The sequence below is a fragment of the Ruegeria sp. BJ6 genome (genome assembly GCF_056537885.1).
Map to the genome: position 1 here is coordinate 35,801 of NZ_JBQFSG010000014.1, position 14,880 is coordinate 50,680.

General features: G+C 59.6%; 14 protein-coding genes. 11 read left to right on the forward strand and 3 right to left on the reverse strand.

The genetic code is table 11. The annotated features are described in order from the left end of the window. The first annotated feature begins 94 nt into the window (after positions 1-94). From ACR0D6_RS20995 to ACR0D6_RS21020, 6 genes are all read left to right on the forward strand, one after another. Positions 95-1,537 (forward strand): aldehyde dehydrogenase family protein, encoded by a 1,443-nt coding sequence (locus tag ACR0D6_RS20995; protein WP_480766969.1) that lies wholly within the window; start codon positions 95-97, stop codon positions 1,535-1,537. After that, complete coding sequence (locus ACR0D6_RS21000; RefSeq protein ID WP_480766970.1) at positions 1,537-2,514, forward strand: membrane dipeptidase; 978 nt, start codon at positions 1,537-1,539, stop codon at positions 2,512-2,514. The genes ACR0D6_RS20995 and ACR0D6_RS21000 overlap by 1 nt, the downstream gene beginning before the upstream one ends. Further along, positions 2,511-4,196, forward strand: a complete 1,686-nt coding sequence (locus ACR0D6_RS21005; protein ID WP_480766971.1) for a hypothetical protein — start codon at positions 2,511-2,513, stop codon at positions 4,194-4,196. Before ACR0D6_RS21000 ends, ACR0D6_RS21005 begins: the two co-directional genes overlap by 4 nt. Next, positions 4,193-4,822, forward strand: coding sequence for a DUF3726 domain-containing protein (locus ACR0D6_RS21010; protein WP_480766972.1), 630 nt, complete (start codon positions 4,193-4,195; stop codon positions 4,820-4,822). The genes ACR0D6_RS21005 and ACR0D6_RS21010 overlap by 4 nt, the downstream gene beginning before the upstream one ends. A gap of 12 nt (positions 4,823-4,834) precedes the next feature. Then, positions 4,835-5,845 (forward strand): Ldh family oxidoreductase, encoded by a 1,011-nt coding sequence (locus ACR0D6_RS21015; protein WP_480766973.1) that lies wholly within the window; start codon positions 4,835-4,837, stop codon positions 5,843-5,845. A 78-nt stretch (positions 5,846-5,923) separates the two neighbouring features. Then, entirely contained in the window at positions 5,924-7,738 is a 1,815-nt protein-coding gene (locus tag ACR0D6_RS21020; RefSeq protein ID WP_480766974.1) for a BCCT family transporter, read from the forward strand. 302 nt (positions 7,739-8,040) lie between these two features. Here the strand turns inward: ACR0D6_RS21020 and ACR0D6_RS21025 are convergent, their stop codons facing one another. Together ACR0D6_RS21025 and sfsA are read right to left on the reverse strand one after the other, a co-directional pair. Next, on the reverse strand, positions 8,041-9,183 hold the full coding sequence (locus ACR0D6_RS21025; protein ID WP_480766975.1) for an amidohydrolase: 1,143 nt from the start codon (positions 9,181-9,183) through the stop codon (positions 8,041-8,043). Between the two features lie 81 nt (positions 9,184-9,264). Further along, the gene (gene sfsA, locus ACR0D6_RS21030; RefSeq protein ID WP_480766976.1) at positions 9,265-9,966 is read right to left on the reverse strand and encodes a DNA/RNA nuclease SfsA; all 702 of its coding nucleotides are present in this window, start codon (positions 9,964-9,966) and stop codon (positions 9,265-9,267) included. A gap of 50 nt (positions 9,967-10,016) precedes the next feature. On the opposite strand from sfsA, the gene ACR0D6_RS21035 reads away from it, so the two are divergent. The 5 genes from ACR0D6_RS21035 to ACR0D6_RS21055 all read left to right on the forward strand — a co-directional run bounded on the left by ACR0D6_RS21035 (position 10,017) and on the right by ACR0D6_RS21055 (position 13,723). Next, on the forward strand, positions 10,017-10,739 hold the full coding sequence (locus ACR0D6_RS21035) for a competence/damage-inducible protein A (protein ID WP_480766977.1): 723 nt from the start codon (positions 10,017-10,019) through the stop codon (positions 10,737-10,739). Then, entirely contained in the window at positions 10,736-11,446 is a 711-nt protein-coding gene (locus tag ACR0D6_RS21040; RefSeq protein WP_480766978.1) for a GNAT family N-acetyltransferase, read from the forward strand. The genes ACR0D6_RS21035 and ACR0D6_RS21040 overlap by 4 nt, the downstream gene beginning before the upstream one ends. Before the next feature lie 16 nt (positions 11,447-11,462). Then, a complete protein-coding gene (locus tag ACR0D6_RS21045; RefSeq protein ID WP_480766979.1) occupies positions 11,463-12,035 on the forward strand; it encodes a peroxidase-related enzyme in 573 nt (190 codons plus the stop codon). After that, entirely contained in the window at positions 12,032-12,934 is a 903-nt protein-coding gene (locus ACR0D6_RS21050) for an OmpA family protein (protein ID WP_480766980.1), read from the forward strand. The genes ACR0D6_RS21045 and ACR0D6_RS21050 overlap by 4 nt, the downstream gene beginning before the upstream one ends. Before the next feature lie 69 nt (positions 12,935-13,003). Beyond that, on the forward strand, positions 13,004-13,723 hold the full coding sequence (locus ACR0D6_RS21055; protein WP_480766981.1) for an SDR family NAD(P)-dependent oxidoreductase: 720 nt from the start codon (positions 13,004-13,006) through the stop codon (positions 13,721-13,723). Positions 13,724-13,780: 57 nt separating this feature from the next. Here the strand turns inward: ACR0D6_RS21055 and ACR0D6_RS21060 are convergent, their stop codons facing one another. Further along, entirely contained in the window at positions 13,781-14,686 is a 906-nt protein-coding gene (locus tag ACR0D6_RS21060) for a LysR family transcriptional regulator (RefSeq protein ID WP_170656185.1), read from the reverse strand. Between the last annotated feature and the right edge of the window lie 194 nt (positions 14,687-14,880).

Genomic DNA, 14,880 nt, shown 5'->3' on the forward strand with positions numbered 1-14,880 from the left:
TCCCCTGAAGTTCGGTCAACTTATTTGAATTTGACTGATGCGATCAAAAAAATCCATCCTTCTGTAATCCGAATTTCTGTTGGTGGGATCCAAAGTGACCAAATTGAACTTGATTGCAGGCGAGTGGCTGGCTGGCGAAAGCGAGATTGAAAACCGCAACCCGTCGGATTTGAGCGATCTGGTGGGCATGTTTGCCCAGGCCAGTGCCGATCAGCTGGACGCAACGGTGGATCAGGCCCGCATCGCACAGGCCGAATGGGCATCCTATGGGCTGGAGCGTAAACAAGCCGTGCTCCTGAACATCGGTAATGAGCTGATGGCGCGCGCCGAGGAACTGGGCACATTGCTCAGCCGCGAAGAGGGCAAACCGCTGGCGGAAGGCAAGGGTGAGGTTTTCCGCGCCGGTCAGTTCTTTACTTATTATGCCGCTGAATGCTTGCGCCAAATCGGTGAGAACGCTGAATCCGTGCGCCCTGACATCGAGATCGACGTGCGACGTGAGGCGGTTGGCGTTGTCGCGATCATCAGCCCATGGAACTTCCCTACTGCGACCGCCTCGTGGAAGATTGCGCCCGCGCTGTGCTATGGCAACGCGGTTGTGTGGAAACCTGCTAACATCACGCCCGCCTCTGCTGTGGCGCTGACTGAAATCATCGAACGTCAGGATATTCCCAAGGGCCTGTTCAGCCTTGTGATGGGCTCGGGTCGTTCAATCGGGCAGCGACTGGTCGAAAGCCCCAAGGTCAACGCGATTTCCTTCACCGGCTCCGTACCAGTGGGCAAGGGTATCGCCGCTGCCGCCATTCAGAACCTGACCAAGGTCCAGATGGAAATGGGCTCCAAGAATGCTCTGGCCGTCATGGATGACGCCGATCTGGATCTGGCAGTCACCTTGGCACTGGGTGGAGCCTTTGGCGGTACAGGCCAGAAATGCACGGCCTCGTCGCGCCTTGTGGTGCATGAGGGTATCCACGACGCCTTTGTCGAGAAGCTGGTCGCGGGTGCGCAGGCGATGAAAGTGGGTCATGCGTTGGAAAACGGCACCCAGATTGGACCTGTCGTCAGCCTGCAGCAACTGTCTGAGAACCTCGCCTATGTCGATCAAGGCAAATCCGAAGGTGCAGAGCTTGCTTGCGGCGGCCAGCGGCTTGAGATGCCGCATGACGGGTTCTACATGTCTCCCGGCGTGTTCCTGAACACCACCAACGATATGCGCATCAACCGCGAGGAAATGTTTGCGCCCCTGACCAGCGTCATCAAGGTCGGCAACTATGACGAGGCGCTGAGCGTGGTCAATGACACCAACTTTGGTCTGACCTCGGGCATTGTAACCAAGTCGCTGGCTCGCGCCACTCATTTTCGTCGCAACGCGCGCACCGGTGTTGTCACCGTGAACCTGCCGACTGCAGGCACCGACTATCACGTGCCCTTCGGTGGCCGTGGTGACAGTTCCTATGGTCCGCGCGAGCAGGGCAAGGCTGCAGCCGAGTTCTACACCACGGTCAAAACCGCCTATATCAGTGCAGGCCCTGTCTGATGCTGATCGATGGCCTGCAATATGCCAACTGGTCGGAAAAGATCTTCCGCCAACTTCGCGAAGGGGGCGTGGACGCGATCCACGTCACTATCGCCTATCATGAGAATTTCCGCGAAACCGTTCTGAACTTTGAGAAATGGAATCGCTGGTTCGAGCAATATCCGGACCTGATCATGAAAGGCCGCTGGGCCAGCGACATTGATTTAGCAAAGGAAACGGGCCGGACGGCTGTATTCTTCGGGTTCCAGAACCCGTCTCCGATAGAAGACGATATCGGTCTGGTCGAAATCCTGCACGATCTGGGTGCGCGGTTCATGCAGCTGACGTACAACAACCAATCCCTACTGGCGACCGGCTGTTACGAGGCCGAAGACACCGGCATCACCCGCATGGGCAAGCAGGTCATCAAGGAAATGAACCGCGTCGGACTTGTGGTCGACATGAGCCACTCGGCAGACCGCTCGACCATCGAGGCGGCTGATGTTTCCGAACGTCCTATCGCCATCACGCACGCCAACCCGCACGAATGGTCTCCCGCGCTGCGCAATAAGCGCGAAGACGTGATCCGCGCGGTGACACAAAACGGCGGTATGTTCGGCTTTTCGGTCTATCCGCATCACCTGAAGGGCAAATCTGACTGCACGCTGGAAAGCTTCTGCGAGATGATCGCCCGTACGGCCGATAAATATGGGGTAGAGCACCTGGGGATTGGTACGGACCTGTGTCAGGATCAATCCGACAGCGTGGTCGAATGGATGCGGGTTGGGCGCTGGACGAAAGAGATTGACTATGGCGAAGGCTCGGCCTCGGCTCCCGGTTTCCCTCCGATGCCGCACTGGTTCCGCGACAATCGCGACTTTGGCAACATCAAAGACGGGCTTCGCGCCGTTGGCATGAACGCCGAAGAGGTGGCGGGCATCATGGGTGGCAACTGGTACCGTTTCTTCGCCAAAAACTTTGGATCGCAACAGTCATGACCACCACGCCCCAAAATGTTGAACGTCGTGATCCTGCCCGGGTGATGCGCCTTTCGCGTCTTGGGTCGTTGCATCAATGTCGGCTCAGCTTCATGCGTCAGCTCACCCGCCGCATGGCGGCTGAGAAATGGGTCTTTTCCCGGCCCGTTTTTGATATTGACGCTAACGGGGTAGGCCACGCGGTGTATTCCGCGCAAGGACCCGATCGCACCTATTCACTGGTCGCCTTCGCCCATGACCTGCCGCCCGAGCAACGTTCGGATCGCGTGATAGCCGAGGCCTGGGATGCCACCTTCGCCTTGTTCGACGGTGTTCCCACCAAGGACGATATTCAACGTCTGTCCCGGAATGTACCGCTGCAAGAGGCCGGTCGGGTCAGCGAAAGCGAGTTGTCGCTGTCGCGCGCCAACCGCTCGGTTCGGTTGTGGGCCCATGTGGTAGATCGGCTGGTTGCGGGTCAGCAGCCGGATCTCGCGCAGATCTACAAGGTTGGGTATCTGATGCGCACCACAGCGGTTTACGGATCGGGCAAGTTCGGCGCGGCGGACCGTGAAAAAATCGCCGACCGCCCCGAGGTCAGCGGCCCGTTTCAGGCCGAGATGCTCTCGGTCTATCTGACCCGGATATTCGTACGTGATCTGGTGCAGCACATGGCAAAGGCCAAGGGCGGTGAACAGACTGCGCAGCTTGACCCGAATATCGCCCGCTGGCTGGGGATCGGCAACTCGACCGGGCTGGGCATGGCGCCCTTCATCGTCAATCACCCGATCCTGTTCAACAATTGGATCATGGCACGCGAAGAGGCCATCGCGCGCGTTCGGTCCGTTGAGACCGCAACGGACGCCGAAGTGACTATGTTCCGCGAGGTATTCGAGCGCAGCAAATTGTCGATCTCGTGGTGGCTGTCTGAGCACCCGATCCAGATCGAAAAGCTTGTCGCCCTGAATGCCGATCTGGACGCGATAGCCGCGCATCTCGATCAGACAGATCTGACGAGAATCCAGCCCTGGGAACACCTGATCCAATGGTCTCAGACTGCCCTTGGCGAAGAAGGGCAAGAGTTGCTGGCCTCTCTGATCCTTGAACCATATGGCGAGTTAGTGGACGGGTTGAGCAGTTGTATGGCGGATGGCAACAGCGCAGCCTTTGCAATCGACGGTGCAATGCCGGTCAACCAGGTGCGCGAGCTGATCCGCACGAGCTTTGGCTGGGCGCTGGACCTGGATTGGAACGCGGCCGAACATTGCGCGCGCGCCTGGTATGTTTCCGAAGAAAAGCTTGAACCCCGACTGGGGGAACGGTTCGACGAACCAATCGCGGACTATGAACAACCTCTTGCTCCGGCGCGCGATGCGGCGCATGCGTTTGACGCGCTGGACAAATGGTCGGGCGAAGCCCCGGTCGCAGAATTCCTGCTGCGCCACCCGGAACATCGTCACACGGTGCGCCGCGCGCAGATGAGCCGCGTCGCCCCATATGGTGAAATCCGGGACAATACGATTGGCGCAGAGGTGATGCCCATCGACATGCTGCGCGCCAAACTTTCGTTTTTCGGCGCCACCCATTTCGATCCGCGTTCAGACCGCTGGGTTCGCATCTGTATGTACGCAGGCGCGCCGTATCCTGAAGAGCTGGGCCCGGACAATGCCGATTTGTGGGTCTATCCGGAGCTTGCGCAATGAGCTTTTCCCTTAATGAAGTCGAAGCCACCGCCAAACGCGCAACGCGCGGTGCAGGCTATGACTGGGGTGTGGCGGAAGAGGCCGGGAAGGCGACGCGCTGGCTCTGTGCACAGGGTCTTGACGGGGTGGCCGAATTGGCACGCGTTTTGGAGCGCGGGTTTGCCAGTAACTTGGGTGAACACGTCCCTAAACATATGGAACCCGACTGGGCCGTGGGTATGGACTTGTGTCCGCTGATGACTGGGGCATTGCTGTCGGATTGCTCGCATTTGCTGCAATCCGGACCGAACCGGATCAGAAATTTGGCCACGCCTGCTGTCTTGCTGCCATTTGCGGCCCAAGCCGCAAGTCGCCAATCCGCAATTGTTACTGTCATGGCGGGCGATTTCTTCGCAGCGACTGACGGGACGCAACTTGTACTGAAAAACGAGTGCCCCGCCCACGCGAGCGTAATCGAGGTTGCACTGGGTGATACCCTGACCAACCCGCGCGCGCAAAAGACCCGCGCGGTGCCCGATCCGGCGGCATGGAACATCCTTAACCGCTTTGCACACCGCACCTACGCCCCGGCAACGGAAGAATCCCGTCTGCTCGGCGCTGGTGCCGGGCTTTCCGACAACGACTGAAAAGAGACCGCCATGATCCAAACCCGCACCCTGTCACTTGCTGAAATCGAAGAGCTGTCTTTCCGGGCACTGGTCGCTGCGGGCACAAGTGAGGAAAACGCGCGGCCTCTGGCGGTTGCAACCGCCGCGACCGAGGCAGACGGGGTTGCCAGCCATGGCCTGGCCTATATCCCGATCTACTGTGAGCATGTTCAATGCGGCAAGGTCGATGGGCAGGCCCAGCCGGTTCTGGCAAAGCCACGCCCCGGCGTTATCACTGTCGATGCTGCCACCGGGTTTGCGCATGCAGCCATTGAGGCCGGGTTCAAAGCCCTGATCCCGACTGCCCGCACGCAGGGGATTGCGACGCTGGCGATCCGCAACAGTTATAATTGCGGAGTTTTGGGGTACCACACTCACCGGCTGGCGCAGGCCGGGTTGGTCGGTCTGGGCTTCACCAACGCTCCGGCATCAATTGCACCTTCGGGAGGCTCTAAGCCGGTGGTTGGGACCAACCCGTTCTCGATCGCCGCTCCGGGCACCGATGGGCAACCCGCGCTGCTGATCGACCAGAGCGCCAGCACCATCGCAAAAAGCGAAGTCATGAAACATGCCCGGGAAGGCAAGTCGATCCCGGTTGGCTGGGCGCTGGACCCCGATGGTAACCCCACCACCGACCCGAATGTCGGGCTCAAGGGATCGATGGCTCCTTCGGGGGGCTACAAAGGTGTCGGCGTGGCTTTGCTGACCGAGGTTTTGGCCGCGGCGCTAACCGGCGCCACGCTTGGAATTCACGCCTCACCCTTTTCGGGAACGGCTGGAGGCCCTCCTAAGACGGGTCAGTTCTTTATCGCGATTGACGCATCAGCGACTGCAGGTGACGTTTTTTCGACCAGAATTGCCGATCTTGTTGAAGCGATCCGATTTCAGGACGGCGCACATTTGCCCGGTGATGGCCGCCGGGCAAAGCGTTTAGCGGCAAATTCTGAAGGTGTAGCCGTCAACGTGGCAACGCTGGAAAAAATTGAGGCCCTGCTCTCCTAGGGCCCAGATGGTGAAGTTCCGGGACACCTGCCAAATCTTTTCTGGACATCAGGACACGTGCGAACAGGGAGGAAACACATGTCAATGAAGGATCCATTTACCGATCTGGAGATCAAGCGATCTTCGGGCGGCTTCTATGAAGGTCACAGCGTCGAAATTGCTTTGCTCAGCAAGTCGATCATGGTTGCGCTGGTCATCTGGGCACTGGTCTGGCCTGCAAACGCAAATGGCGTTCTGGGAAGCCTGAACTCGCGCCTATTGGAAGACTTCAATGCGTTCTACATCATTATCGTAGGCCTGTTTGCCTTTTTCCTGTTTGTCGTAGCCGCGCTGCCGCAAACCGGTAAACGGCTTATGGGCCCCGAGGGTGAAAAGCCGGAATTCTCGGACTTTTCATGGTTCTCGATGATGTTCGGTGCCGGTCTGGGTGTTGGCCTGATGGTCTTTGCGACCGCCGAACCTCTGGGCCTGTGGGGATCGAACCCGGTCGTTATTGCCGGAGACGTCACCGGCAACACAGAAGAGGCGTTGCAGTCCGGGTATCGTTATACCTTCCTGCACTACGGGTTTCATGCCTGGTCGATCTATGTGGTGACTGGACTTTCGCTGGCATACTACGCCTATACGCGTAACATGCCGCTGACCATCCGCACTGCGCTGACACCACTGTTTGGCAAGCTGATGAACGGCTTTCTTGGCCACGTAGTGGATGTACTTGGTGTGGTTGCTACCATTTTGGGCGTGTCGGTCACCATTGGGTTTGGTGTCTCGCAGTTCATTGATGGCCTTTATGCCATTTCGGGAATGGAATGGATGATGGACATGACTGGTGACACTCCGGCTCCCAGCACCGTTGGCTTGCTGGCAGGTCTGATGGTGATCATGGGGCTGTCCATCGTTTCAGCGGTTTCGGGTGTTGGTCGGGGTGTCAAATACCTGTCAAACCTGAATCTGGTACTTTCGCTCATCCTGCTGCTGGTCTTCGTGGTTTTCGGGTCATTCCTGTTTGCCATGACAACCTATGCAACGGCATTCGTGGATTACATCCTGCACTTCATCTCTCTCAGCTTTGGTGCCTTCAATCCGCAATCGGCTGCAGCGTTTGATGCGGCTCTGCCCAGCGAAGCCGCGCCGTTTGCCGACGCGCTTTATGCCGGTGCGACCAATCCCTGGGGATCGTTTGACGGGTTCGTGTCGGGCCTGGAAGGCGATGCTGCAGCGCTACCGGAATCGGTTCTTGCGTCGGTATACGCCGCAGGCGATCCGGGTCGTCAGTTCGGTTGGCAAGCAGGTTGGACCACGTTCTACTGGGCCTGGTGGATCGCGTTTTCGCCCTTTGTGGGGCTGTTCCTGGCGCGCATCTCCAAAGGCCGCTCGGTACGTGAGTTCATCATTGGCTGCGTGTTTGCTCCGGCACTGGTCTGCTTTGCGTGGATGACCATTCTGGGTGGCACCGCCATCGATCTTGAACTGAACGGCACCGCCGAGGGCGCCATCATCGGTGCGTCGAACACTGCCAAGCTGTTTGTCACCCTGCAGGAAATGATCGCCGGCGGTCTGCTGTCGGGTGTTACAGTGATGTGTGTTGTCCTGATCATGACCTTCCTGGTCACATCGGCTGACTCGGGCATTCTGGTGATGAACACCATTATGTCGGGTGGCGATCAGAACATCGGCAACAAGCACAAGATCATCTGGGGTCTGATCCTGACAGCGGTGATTGGCGCTCTGATTCTGGCTGCAGGCGAGAACAATCCAATGGATGCCTTGCGGAACGCGATGATCATCGGCGCATTGCCCTTCACGATGGTCATGGGTTTGATGTGCGTGGCACTCGCCAAGGCCCTATACCGCGACAGCCTACGTCAGAAACTGACAGCCCCGGCTGAATAGGCTCTATTCCGGGCAGCTGAACCATGGCTGCCCGGATTTCCACCAACGGGTTTTGTTCTCGAAATCCGTGGTGCTCTTTTCGAAGTCTTGGTTGAATGAAGAGTACGCGCCGTAGCTGCGGGTTCAGGGTCAGGACTCATATCCAGTAGATGACAGTTGTTGCGAGTGCCCTGGCTGACAGGAAGCCTCTGGTTCAGTCGATCAGACGGCCACCCCTTTTGGGGCGCTCAAGTTGAACGCGATGCGTTGTGCCTTGAGTTAGGTCGCGTCGATCATGACCGTCTTCTCTTCAGCCCGCTCACCTACCCCCGCACTGGCAACCGGTCGCGCACCAACGCTTTCCAGAACCCGGCGCCGATGGGCAGGATCTCATCATTAAAATCGTAATCACTGGCATGCAGTGGCTGGCCGTGCGGCCCGGTTTCCCCATTGCCCAGCAACAGAAAACATCCCGGCACTGCGGCGCTGAAATGGGCGAAGTCTTCGGAAAAGCTCATCGGTTGCCGGTCCGGGATCGTCTCCAGCCCCTCGGCACGGGCGGCGCGGGTCACGGCCTGCACCGGGCCTTCGGCGTTGATCGTTTCGATGAACTCAGTGTTGTAGGAAACGTCAACGGTCACACCATGCGCTGCCGCCACTCCTGACGCGATCTGGCGCATGAAGCCTTCGATGTTTTCCCGGTCTTCGGGGCTGCGGGCGCGGACGTCACCTTTTAGCGTTGCGGTGCCCGGCAGCACGTTGCGCTGTCCGTCGGTCAGAAATTCGGTGACAGAAACCACCGCCCCGGCCCCGGGAGCCAGCTTGCGCGACACGATGGTCTGCAGCGCCTGAACCAGTTCCGCGCCGATGGTGATGGCGTCGCGCCCGGCCTGCGGCATCGAAGCATGGCCGCCCTGACCCCTGACCGTAATCTCGAACAGGCTTTCCGATGAACAGATCAGCCCGGTCCGCGTCGAGACCTGACCGACAGGTGCACCGGGAAGGTTGTGGATGGCATAGACCTCATCCACCGGAAAGCGCTCCAGTACCCCCTCGTCGATCATCGCGCGTGCGCCCAGACCGTGCTCCTCGTTGGGCTGGAACAGGAAAATCACCGTGCCGTCAAAGTCCGGATCGGCGGCCAGTGCTTTGGCGGCGCCCAATAGCATGGTCATGTGGCCGTCATGCCCGCAGGCATGCATGACGCCCGGCGTCTCTGACGGGTAATCGTGCTGGCTGGTCTCATGGATCGGCAGGGCGTCCATATCCGCGCGCAATCCGATTGCCCGGTTGCCCGTTCCCGCCCGCAGAACACCGATGACACCGACGCCTTCGTGAACCTCCAGCCCCAGATCGCGCAGAATTTCCGCCACTCTGGCCCTTGTGCGGTTTTCCTGAAACCCGAGTTCGGGAAAGCGGTGAAACTCATGCCTGAGTGCGATGAGTTCGGATTGATCAGGTGCCAAGAGTTTCTCCTCGATAGCCAAACAGCCAATGATGCGACCTTAGCGAAACGCCCGCCACGGGCAATCACAGATCGGTCAGGGTCACACGGGCCGCAGCGCGTCCGCAAGCCAGACCCCTTCGGGCGAGATCCGCGTCCCGTATACCAGCCGCTCGACCCCCTGCGCCTGCGCGACGTCGAACGCTGTCGCATAAGCCGGGTCGATATCCGCAGCCAGCGCGAACCTGCCGCAATCGGTGCGCTGCACCAGATACAGCATGATGGCCCGGTGCCCCTGCGCCACCATGGCTGCCAGCTCTCCCAGATGTTTGGTGCCGCGTGCTGTGACGCTGTCGGGAAATTCGGCAAGACCCGTCTGGCGCGACAGGGTCACGCTTTTGACCTCGACATAGGCGTCGGGCAATCCCGGCCCGCTCAGCAGAAAGTCGATGCGGCTTTTCTCGCCGTATTTCACCTCGGGTCGCACGGTTTCATATGCGGCCAGTTCGGCAATCTCTCCGGCCTCCAGCGCCGCCCGCAGCGCCCTGTTCGGTACCGAGGTATCGACCCCGGTGAAATGTCCGTTTTCATGATCGACCAGCCGCCACCCGTATTTCAGCTTTTTCTTCGGGTCGTCATTGGGCTCCAGCCAGATTTTCATCCCCGGCTCGGCCAGCCCCATCATGGAACCGGGATTGGCGCAATGGGCCGTCACCTCGCGGCCGTCCTCAAGGCGGCAGTCGGCCAGAAAGCGTTTATAACGGCGGATCAGGCGGGCGGGAACAAGAGGGGTTTCAAAGCGCATGTCCAAGCGCCTATACCTGCACACAAGTTCGTTCAAGAGGAGAGGGTGCCATGGCCAATCCAACCGCCGCAATGCTGGTGATCGGAGATGAGATTCTGTCGGGCCGCACCCGTGATGCTAATATGCATTTTCTGGCAGGCGAACTGACCAAACACGGCGTCGACCTCAGGGAAGTGCGGATCGTCAGCGACGAGGCGGACGCCATCGAAAGATCGGTCCGGGACCTGTCCGAAGGCTTCGATCACGTCTTTACCAGCGGCGGTATCGGCCCCACCCATGACGACATCACCGCCGACTGTATCGCCCGCGCATTCGGCGCTCGGCTGGATGTCCGCGACGATGCCCGCGCGCTGCTTGAGGCGCATTATGAAAAGTCCGGGCTGGAACTGAACGAGGCACGCCTGCGCATGGCACGTATCCCGGACGGGGCGGTGCTGATCGAAAACCCGGTCTCGACCGCGCCGGGCTTTACCATCGAAAACGTCCATGTGATGGCCGGGGTTCCAACGGTTTTTCAGGCGATGGTGGCCAGCGTGCTGTCAACCCTGACCGGTGGCGTGCCGCTGTTGTCGCAATCCCTCAGGGTGGATCGTGGCGAGGGGGATATCGCGCCGACGCTGTCATCCCTGGCCGAGGATTTCGATGATTTATCCATCGGCTGCTATCCCTTTCAGGTTAACGGCGTATTCGGGGCGAATGTGGTCATCCGCGGCACTGATGGCGGGCGCATCGATGCTGCTGTGACCCGGCTGGCGAAGGAGCTTGAGCTTTGAGCGTCAACTGGGCCGACGTGGTCGACGGAACATGGCCTGCAGCGCATTATGAAACGCTAGGTCCGTTTTTGCTGCGTCAGGGGCAGGGCGGCGGGTCGCGCGTGTCGGCGGCCAGCCCGACAGGCACCTTTACAGCCTCCGATATCGCCGCCGCCGAAGCGAGGATGCAGGCAATGGGCCAGAAGCGGATTTTCTGCCTGCGCCCGGGAAATGAGGACCTGGACACGCAACTGGCCGACCGCGGCTATGACATCCTCGATCCAGTCAACATCTACGCCTGCCCGGTCGAACATCTGACCGATATCGCCATTCCCCGCGTCACCGTTTTCCCGTTGTGGGAACCGCTGGCGATCATGCGCGAGATCTGGCAGCAGGGCGGCATAGGCTCTGCGCGGCTGGCGGTGATGGACCGCGCACCCGGCCCGAAAACCGGGCTGCTGATGCGCCACCGCGATCAGCCCGGCGGCACCGGGTTTGTCGCCATCCATGACGGCATCGCCATGATGCACGCACTGGAAATCCTTCCGCATCAGCGTCGTCAGGGCCTTGGCCAGTGGGCCATGCGCGCCGCGGCCTTTTGGGCGCTGGACAACGGCGCTCATACCCTTAGCGTGATCTGTACAAAGGCGAATGAAGGGGCGAACCGCCTCTACCTCTCTCTCGGAATGCCAGTCGTGGGAGAATATCATTACCGCCAGCTTGCCTGAGGGGAGAGAGACAGACGTGACCGATCAGAAACAGCCCACGGCGCTGAACCTGCCGATGGTGGACCCGCTGCCGCCCGAGACGCAGAAATACTTTGATATCTGTGTCGAAAAACTGGGCATGGTACCGAACGTGCTTAAGGCAAACGCGTTTGATATCAACAAGCTGAACGCATTCACCGGGATGTATAACGACCTGATGCTGGCCGATAGCGGGCTGTCCAAGCTGGAACGCGAGATGATCGCCGTCGTCGTGTCCTCGATCAACAAGTGCTTTTACTGCCTTGTGGCGCATGGGGCCGCCATCCGGCAGCTGTCCGGCAATCCGCAACTGGGCGAGATGCTGGTGATGAACTACCGCGTGGCGCCTCTGGATCAGCGTCAGCGTGCGATGCTGGATTTTGCGGCCAAGATGACCACTGCCAGCGCCGAGATCGAGGAACCTGATCGGCAGCGCCTGCGCGACGCGGGTTTCTCTGACCGCGACATCTGGGACATCGCCAATGTTGTCGGGTTCTTCAACATGTCCAACCGCGTGGCCAGCGCCGTCGCGATGGAACCGAACGAAGAATATCACGCCCTGTTCAGATGATCCTTCGCCTCATCCTCTGCGCCGCTTTTGCGGCGGGACCGGCCCTGTCCCAGGAACTGACCTTGCCCGCCAGCGCCAGACAGCTGTCGGAACGTGTCAGTGAACTGGACAGCTATGATCTGCCGACGGGCGTGTTCGCCAATGGTGCCGTGCCGTCAAAAACGGTCGAGGGCCGGGTCGAGCGTCGAACCTGGGGCATCCAGTCCGGCTCAGCTACGACATTGCAGATACTGGCCCCGCTGCGTGACCAGATCGAGGCGCAGGGATACAAAATCACGATGGAGTGCGAGGCGCAGAAATGTGGCGGTTTCGATTTCCGCTTCGGAACCGAGGTGGTGCCGACTCCGGACATGTACGTGGCCATTCACGACTATCGCTTTCTGACAGCCGAACGCGACGACACCGTCTTTAGCCTGTTGATCAGCCGCAACCCGCCGGACGGGTTCATTCAGTTGATCCGTGTCACACCAGCAGATGTCAAAGCCGAACCACCACTGGTGGTTGTCGAAGCGGCCTCGGGTCCGGAACCCGTGCTGGACGATCTGGAACGCGACGGCCATGTCATTCTGAACGATCTCGAATTTCAGACCGGCTCGGCCGCGCTGGGAGCAGGGCCGTTTGCCTCGCTGAAATCCCTTGCCGATTTCCTTACCGACAATCCGGAGATGCGTCTGGCGCTGGTCGGGCATACGGACGACACAGGCGCACTTCAGAGCAACATCGCCCTCAGCAAAAAACGGGCTGAGGCGGTGCGTGATCGTCTGATCTCGGGCTACAGCGTGGCGGGCGACCGGATCGAGGCACAGGGCGTCGGGTATCTTGCGCCTTTGACGTCGAACCTGACCCCCGAAGGCCGTGACCGCAACCGCCGGGTCGAGGCCGTGTTGCTGGCAAACTGAACCGCGCTCAACCGGCTGTGTTTTGCGCGGACTTTGGAATCCTGTCATGTTGCGGCAGGAGGAAATGCCATGCCGGACTCTTCGAAAAAATCAGCTGCCCTGATCGTTGGTGCGGGGGCGGGCCTGTCAGCCTCGCTTGCGCGTGAGCTTGCGCAGGCGGACTACGCCTTGCATCTGACTGCTCGTGATACGTCGGACCTGCAGGCTCTTGCGGATGAAACCGGTGCGCAGTTGCACCAACTGGATGCCACAGATGCCGCGGGCATGGCCGCCCTGATTGCAGGATTGCCCGGCGAACTTCGCGTTGCCTGTTACAATCCGTCGGCGCGCCAACGCGGCCCGGTCATCGAGCTTGACCCGGAAACCGTGCGCAAATCGGTCGAAGTCACGGCCTACGGCGCATTTGTGATGGGGCAGGCCGCTGCGCGGCGCATGCTGGCGCAGGATCTTTCGCCTGACCGGCGGGGCACGATCCTGTTCACAGGCGCTTCGGCTGGCGTTAAGGGGTTTCCTCTGTCGGCCCCCTTTGCGATGGGTAAATTCGCCCAACGGGGACTGGCGCAGTCCATGGCCCGCGAACTGCATCCCAAGGGGATACATGTCGCCTGGATCAACATCGACGGTGGCATTCGCAACCCCAACCGCGCTGGCCGCATCGACAGCGCCGACAACCCCGACAGCATGCTAGACCCGGATGCAATAGCGCGGGAATACATGCACCTGATCAATCAGGATCGCACGACATGGTCGAACGAACTGACGCTCAGACCCTGGGTCGAAAACTTCTGATTGCGACAAAAAAAACCCACGCCAGAGGCGTGGGTGTCTAAGGTGGTCTGGGAGAAATTACCAGTCCATCGGTCCCTTTTCCGCATAGGAATCGACGAGAAAATCAATAAAGGCCCGTACCTTGGGCTGCGTGAAGCGCCCCGGCGGATAGACCGCATAGATGCCCTGTATCTCGTCCGGCAGCGACGGCATTGCGTCGACAACCTCGCCGCTTTTCAGCGCGTCGGCATAGAGATAACTGGGCAGATAGGCGATTCCCAACCCCGATATTGCGGCGTTGAGAAGCGACTGACCGTCATTCACACTCAGCCACCCGGCAGTGCGAACTTGCCTTTTTTCCCCTGAAGGTGCGGTCAGCTTCCAGACATTGCCCGAAGACTGGCTGGAATAATGCAAAAGCTTGTGTTCGTTCAGTTCGTCGATGCGCTGGGGGCGGCCATACCGTTCGATATAGCTGGGCGCCGCGACCATCCGCTTGACGGTTTCCGTGAGTTTGCGCGCGCGCAGAGTGCTGTCTTCCAACTCGCCAATGCGTATGGCGACGTCAAATCCTTCCGAGATCAGTTCGACAAAACGGTTGTTCAGGACCATGTTGACCGTGATGTCGGGAAAGTCGGACAGGAACTGTGACAGAACCGGCGACAGGTGATTGACGCCGAAATCGGTGGCGACACTGATCCGCAGCAGCCCCGAAGGTGCCGATTGCATCGACGTGACCAGCGCATCCGCTTCGCCCGCGTCGTTCAGAACCCGCCGTGCGCGGTCATAATAGGCCAGCCCGATTTCGGTCGGCGACACGCGTCGCGTCGTGCGGTTTAGCAGGCGGGCACCCAATCGCGCCTCAAGGCTTGAGACGTGTTTGGAAACGGCCGATTTGGAAATACCCATCTTTTTGGCCGCATCGGTGAAGCCACCCTGATCCACCACGTTGGCAAAGGCTTCCATTTCGGTGAGTCGGTCCATACTCGCGTCCCCAAGGTGTTGTTTGTCGTACCGTACATTCGCTGCAAATCTGGGCGAGAACGGGGCAGACATGGGATAATATCAGGGATTTAGTTGGGATCGTTTGCGTGTCGGAAACGCGGAAACAATGATTAAGCGGCCCCTCACGGGCCTTTTAAGTCTGCGTGAACTGGACATTTTCCCTTACGTGCTAT

Coding starts and splice junctions, on each gene's coding strand:
- ACR0D6_RS21000 (WP_480766970.1), top strand. CDS start 1,537: ATGCTGATCGATGGCCTGCAATATGCCAACTGGTCGGAAAAGATCTTC.
- ACR0D6_RS21005 (WP_480766971.1), top strand. CDS start 2,511: ATGACCACCACGCCCCAAAATGTTGAACGTCGTGATCCTGCCCGGGTG.
- ACR0D6_RS21010 (WP_480766972.1), top strand. CDS start 4,193: ATGAGCTTTTCCCTTAATGAAGTCGAAGCCACCGCCAAACGCGCAACG.
- ACR0D6_RS21015 (WP_480766973.1), top strand. CDS start 4,835: ATGATCCAAACCCGCACCCTGTCACTTGCTGAAATCGAAGAGCTGTCT.
- ACR0D6_RS21020 (WP_480766974.1), top strand. CDS start 5,924: ATGTCAATGAAGGATCCATTTACCGATCTGGAGATCAAGCGATCTTCG.
- sfsA (WP_480766976.1), bottom strand. CDS start 9,966: ATGCGCTTTGAAACCCCTCTTGTTCCCGCCCGCCTGATCCGCCGTTAT.
- ACR0D6_RS21035 (WP_480766977.1), top strand. CDS start 10,017: ATGGCCAATCCAACCGCCGCAATGCTGGTGATCGGAGATGAGATTCTG.
- ACR0D6_RS21050 (WP_480766980.1), top strand. CDS start 12,032: ATGATCCTTCGCCTCATCCTCTGCGCCGCTTTTGCGGCGGGACCGGCC.
- ACR0D6_RS21055 (WP_480766981.1), top strand. CDS start 13,004: ATGCCGGACTCTTCGAAAAAATCAGCTGCCCTGATCGTTGGTGCGGGG.
- ACR0D6_RS21060 (WP_170656185.1), bottom strand. CDS start 14,686: ATGGACCGACTCACCGAAATGGAAGCCTTTGCCAACGTGGTGGATCAG.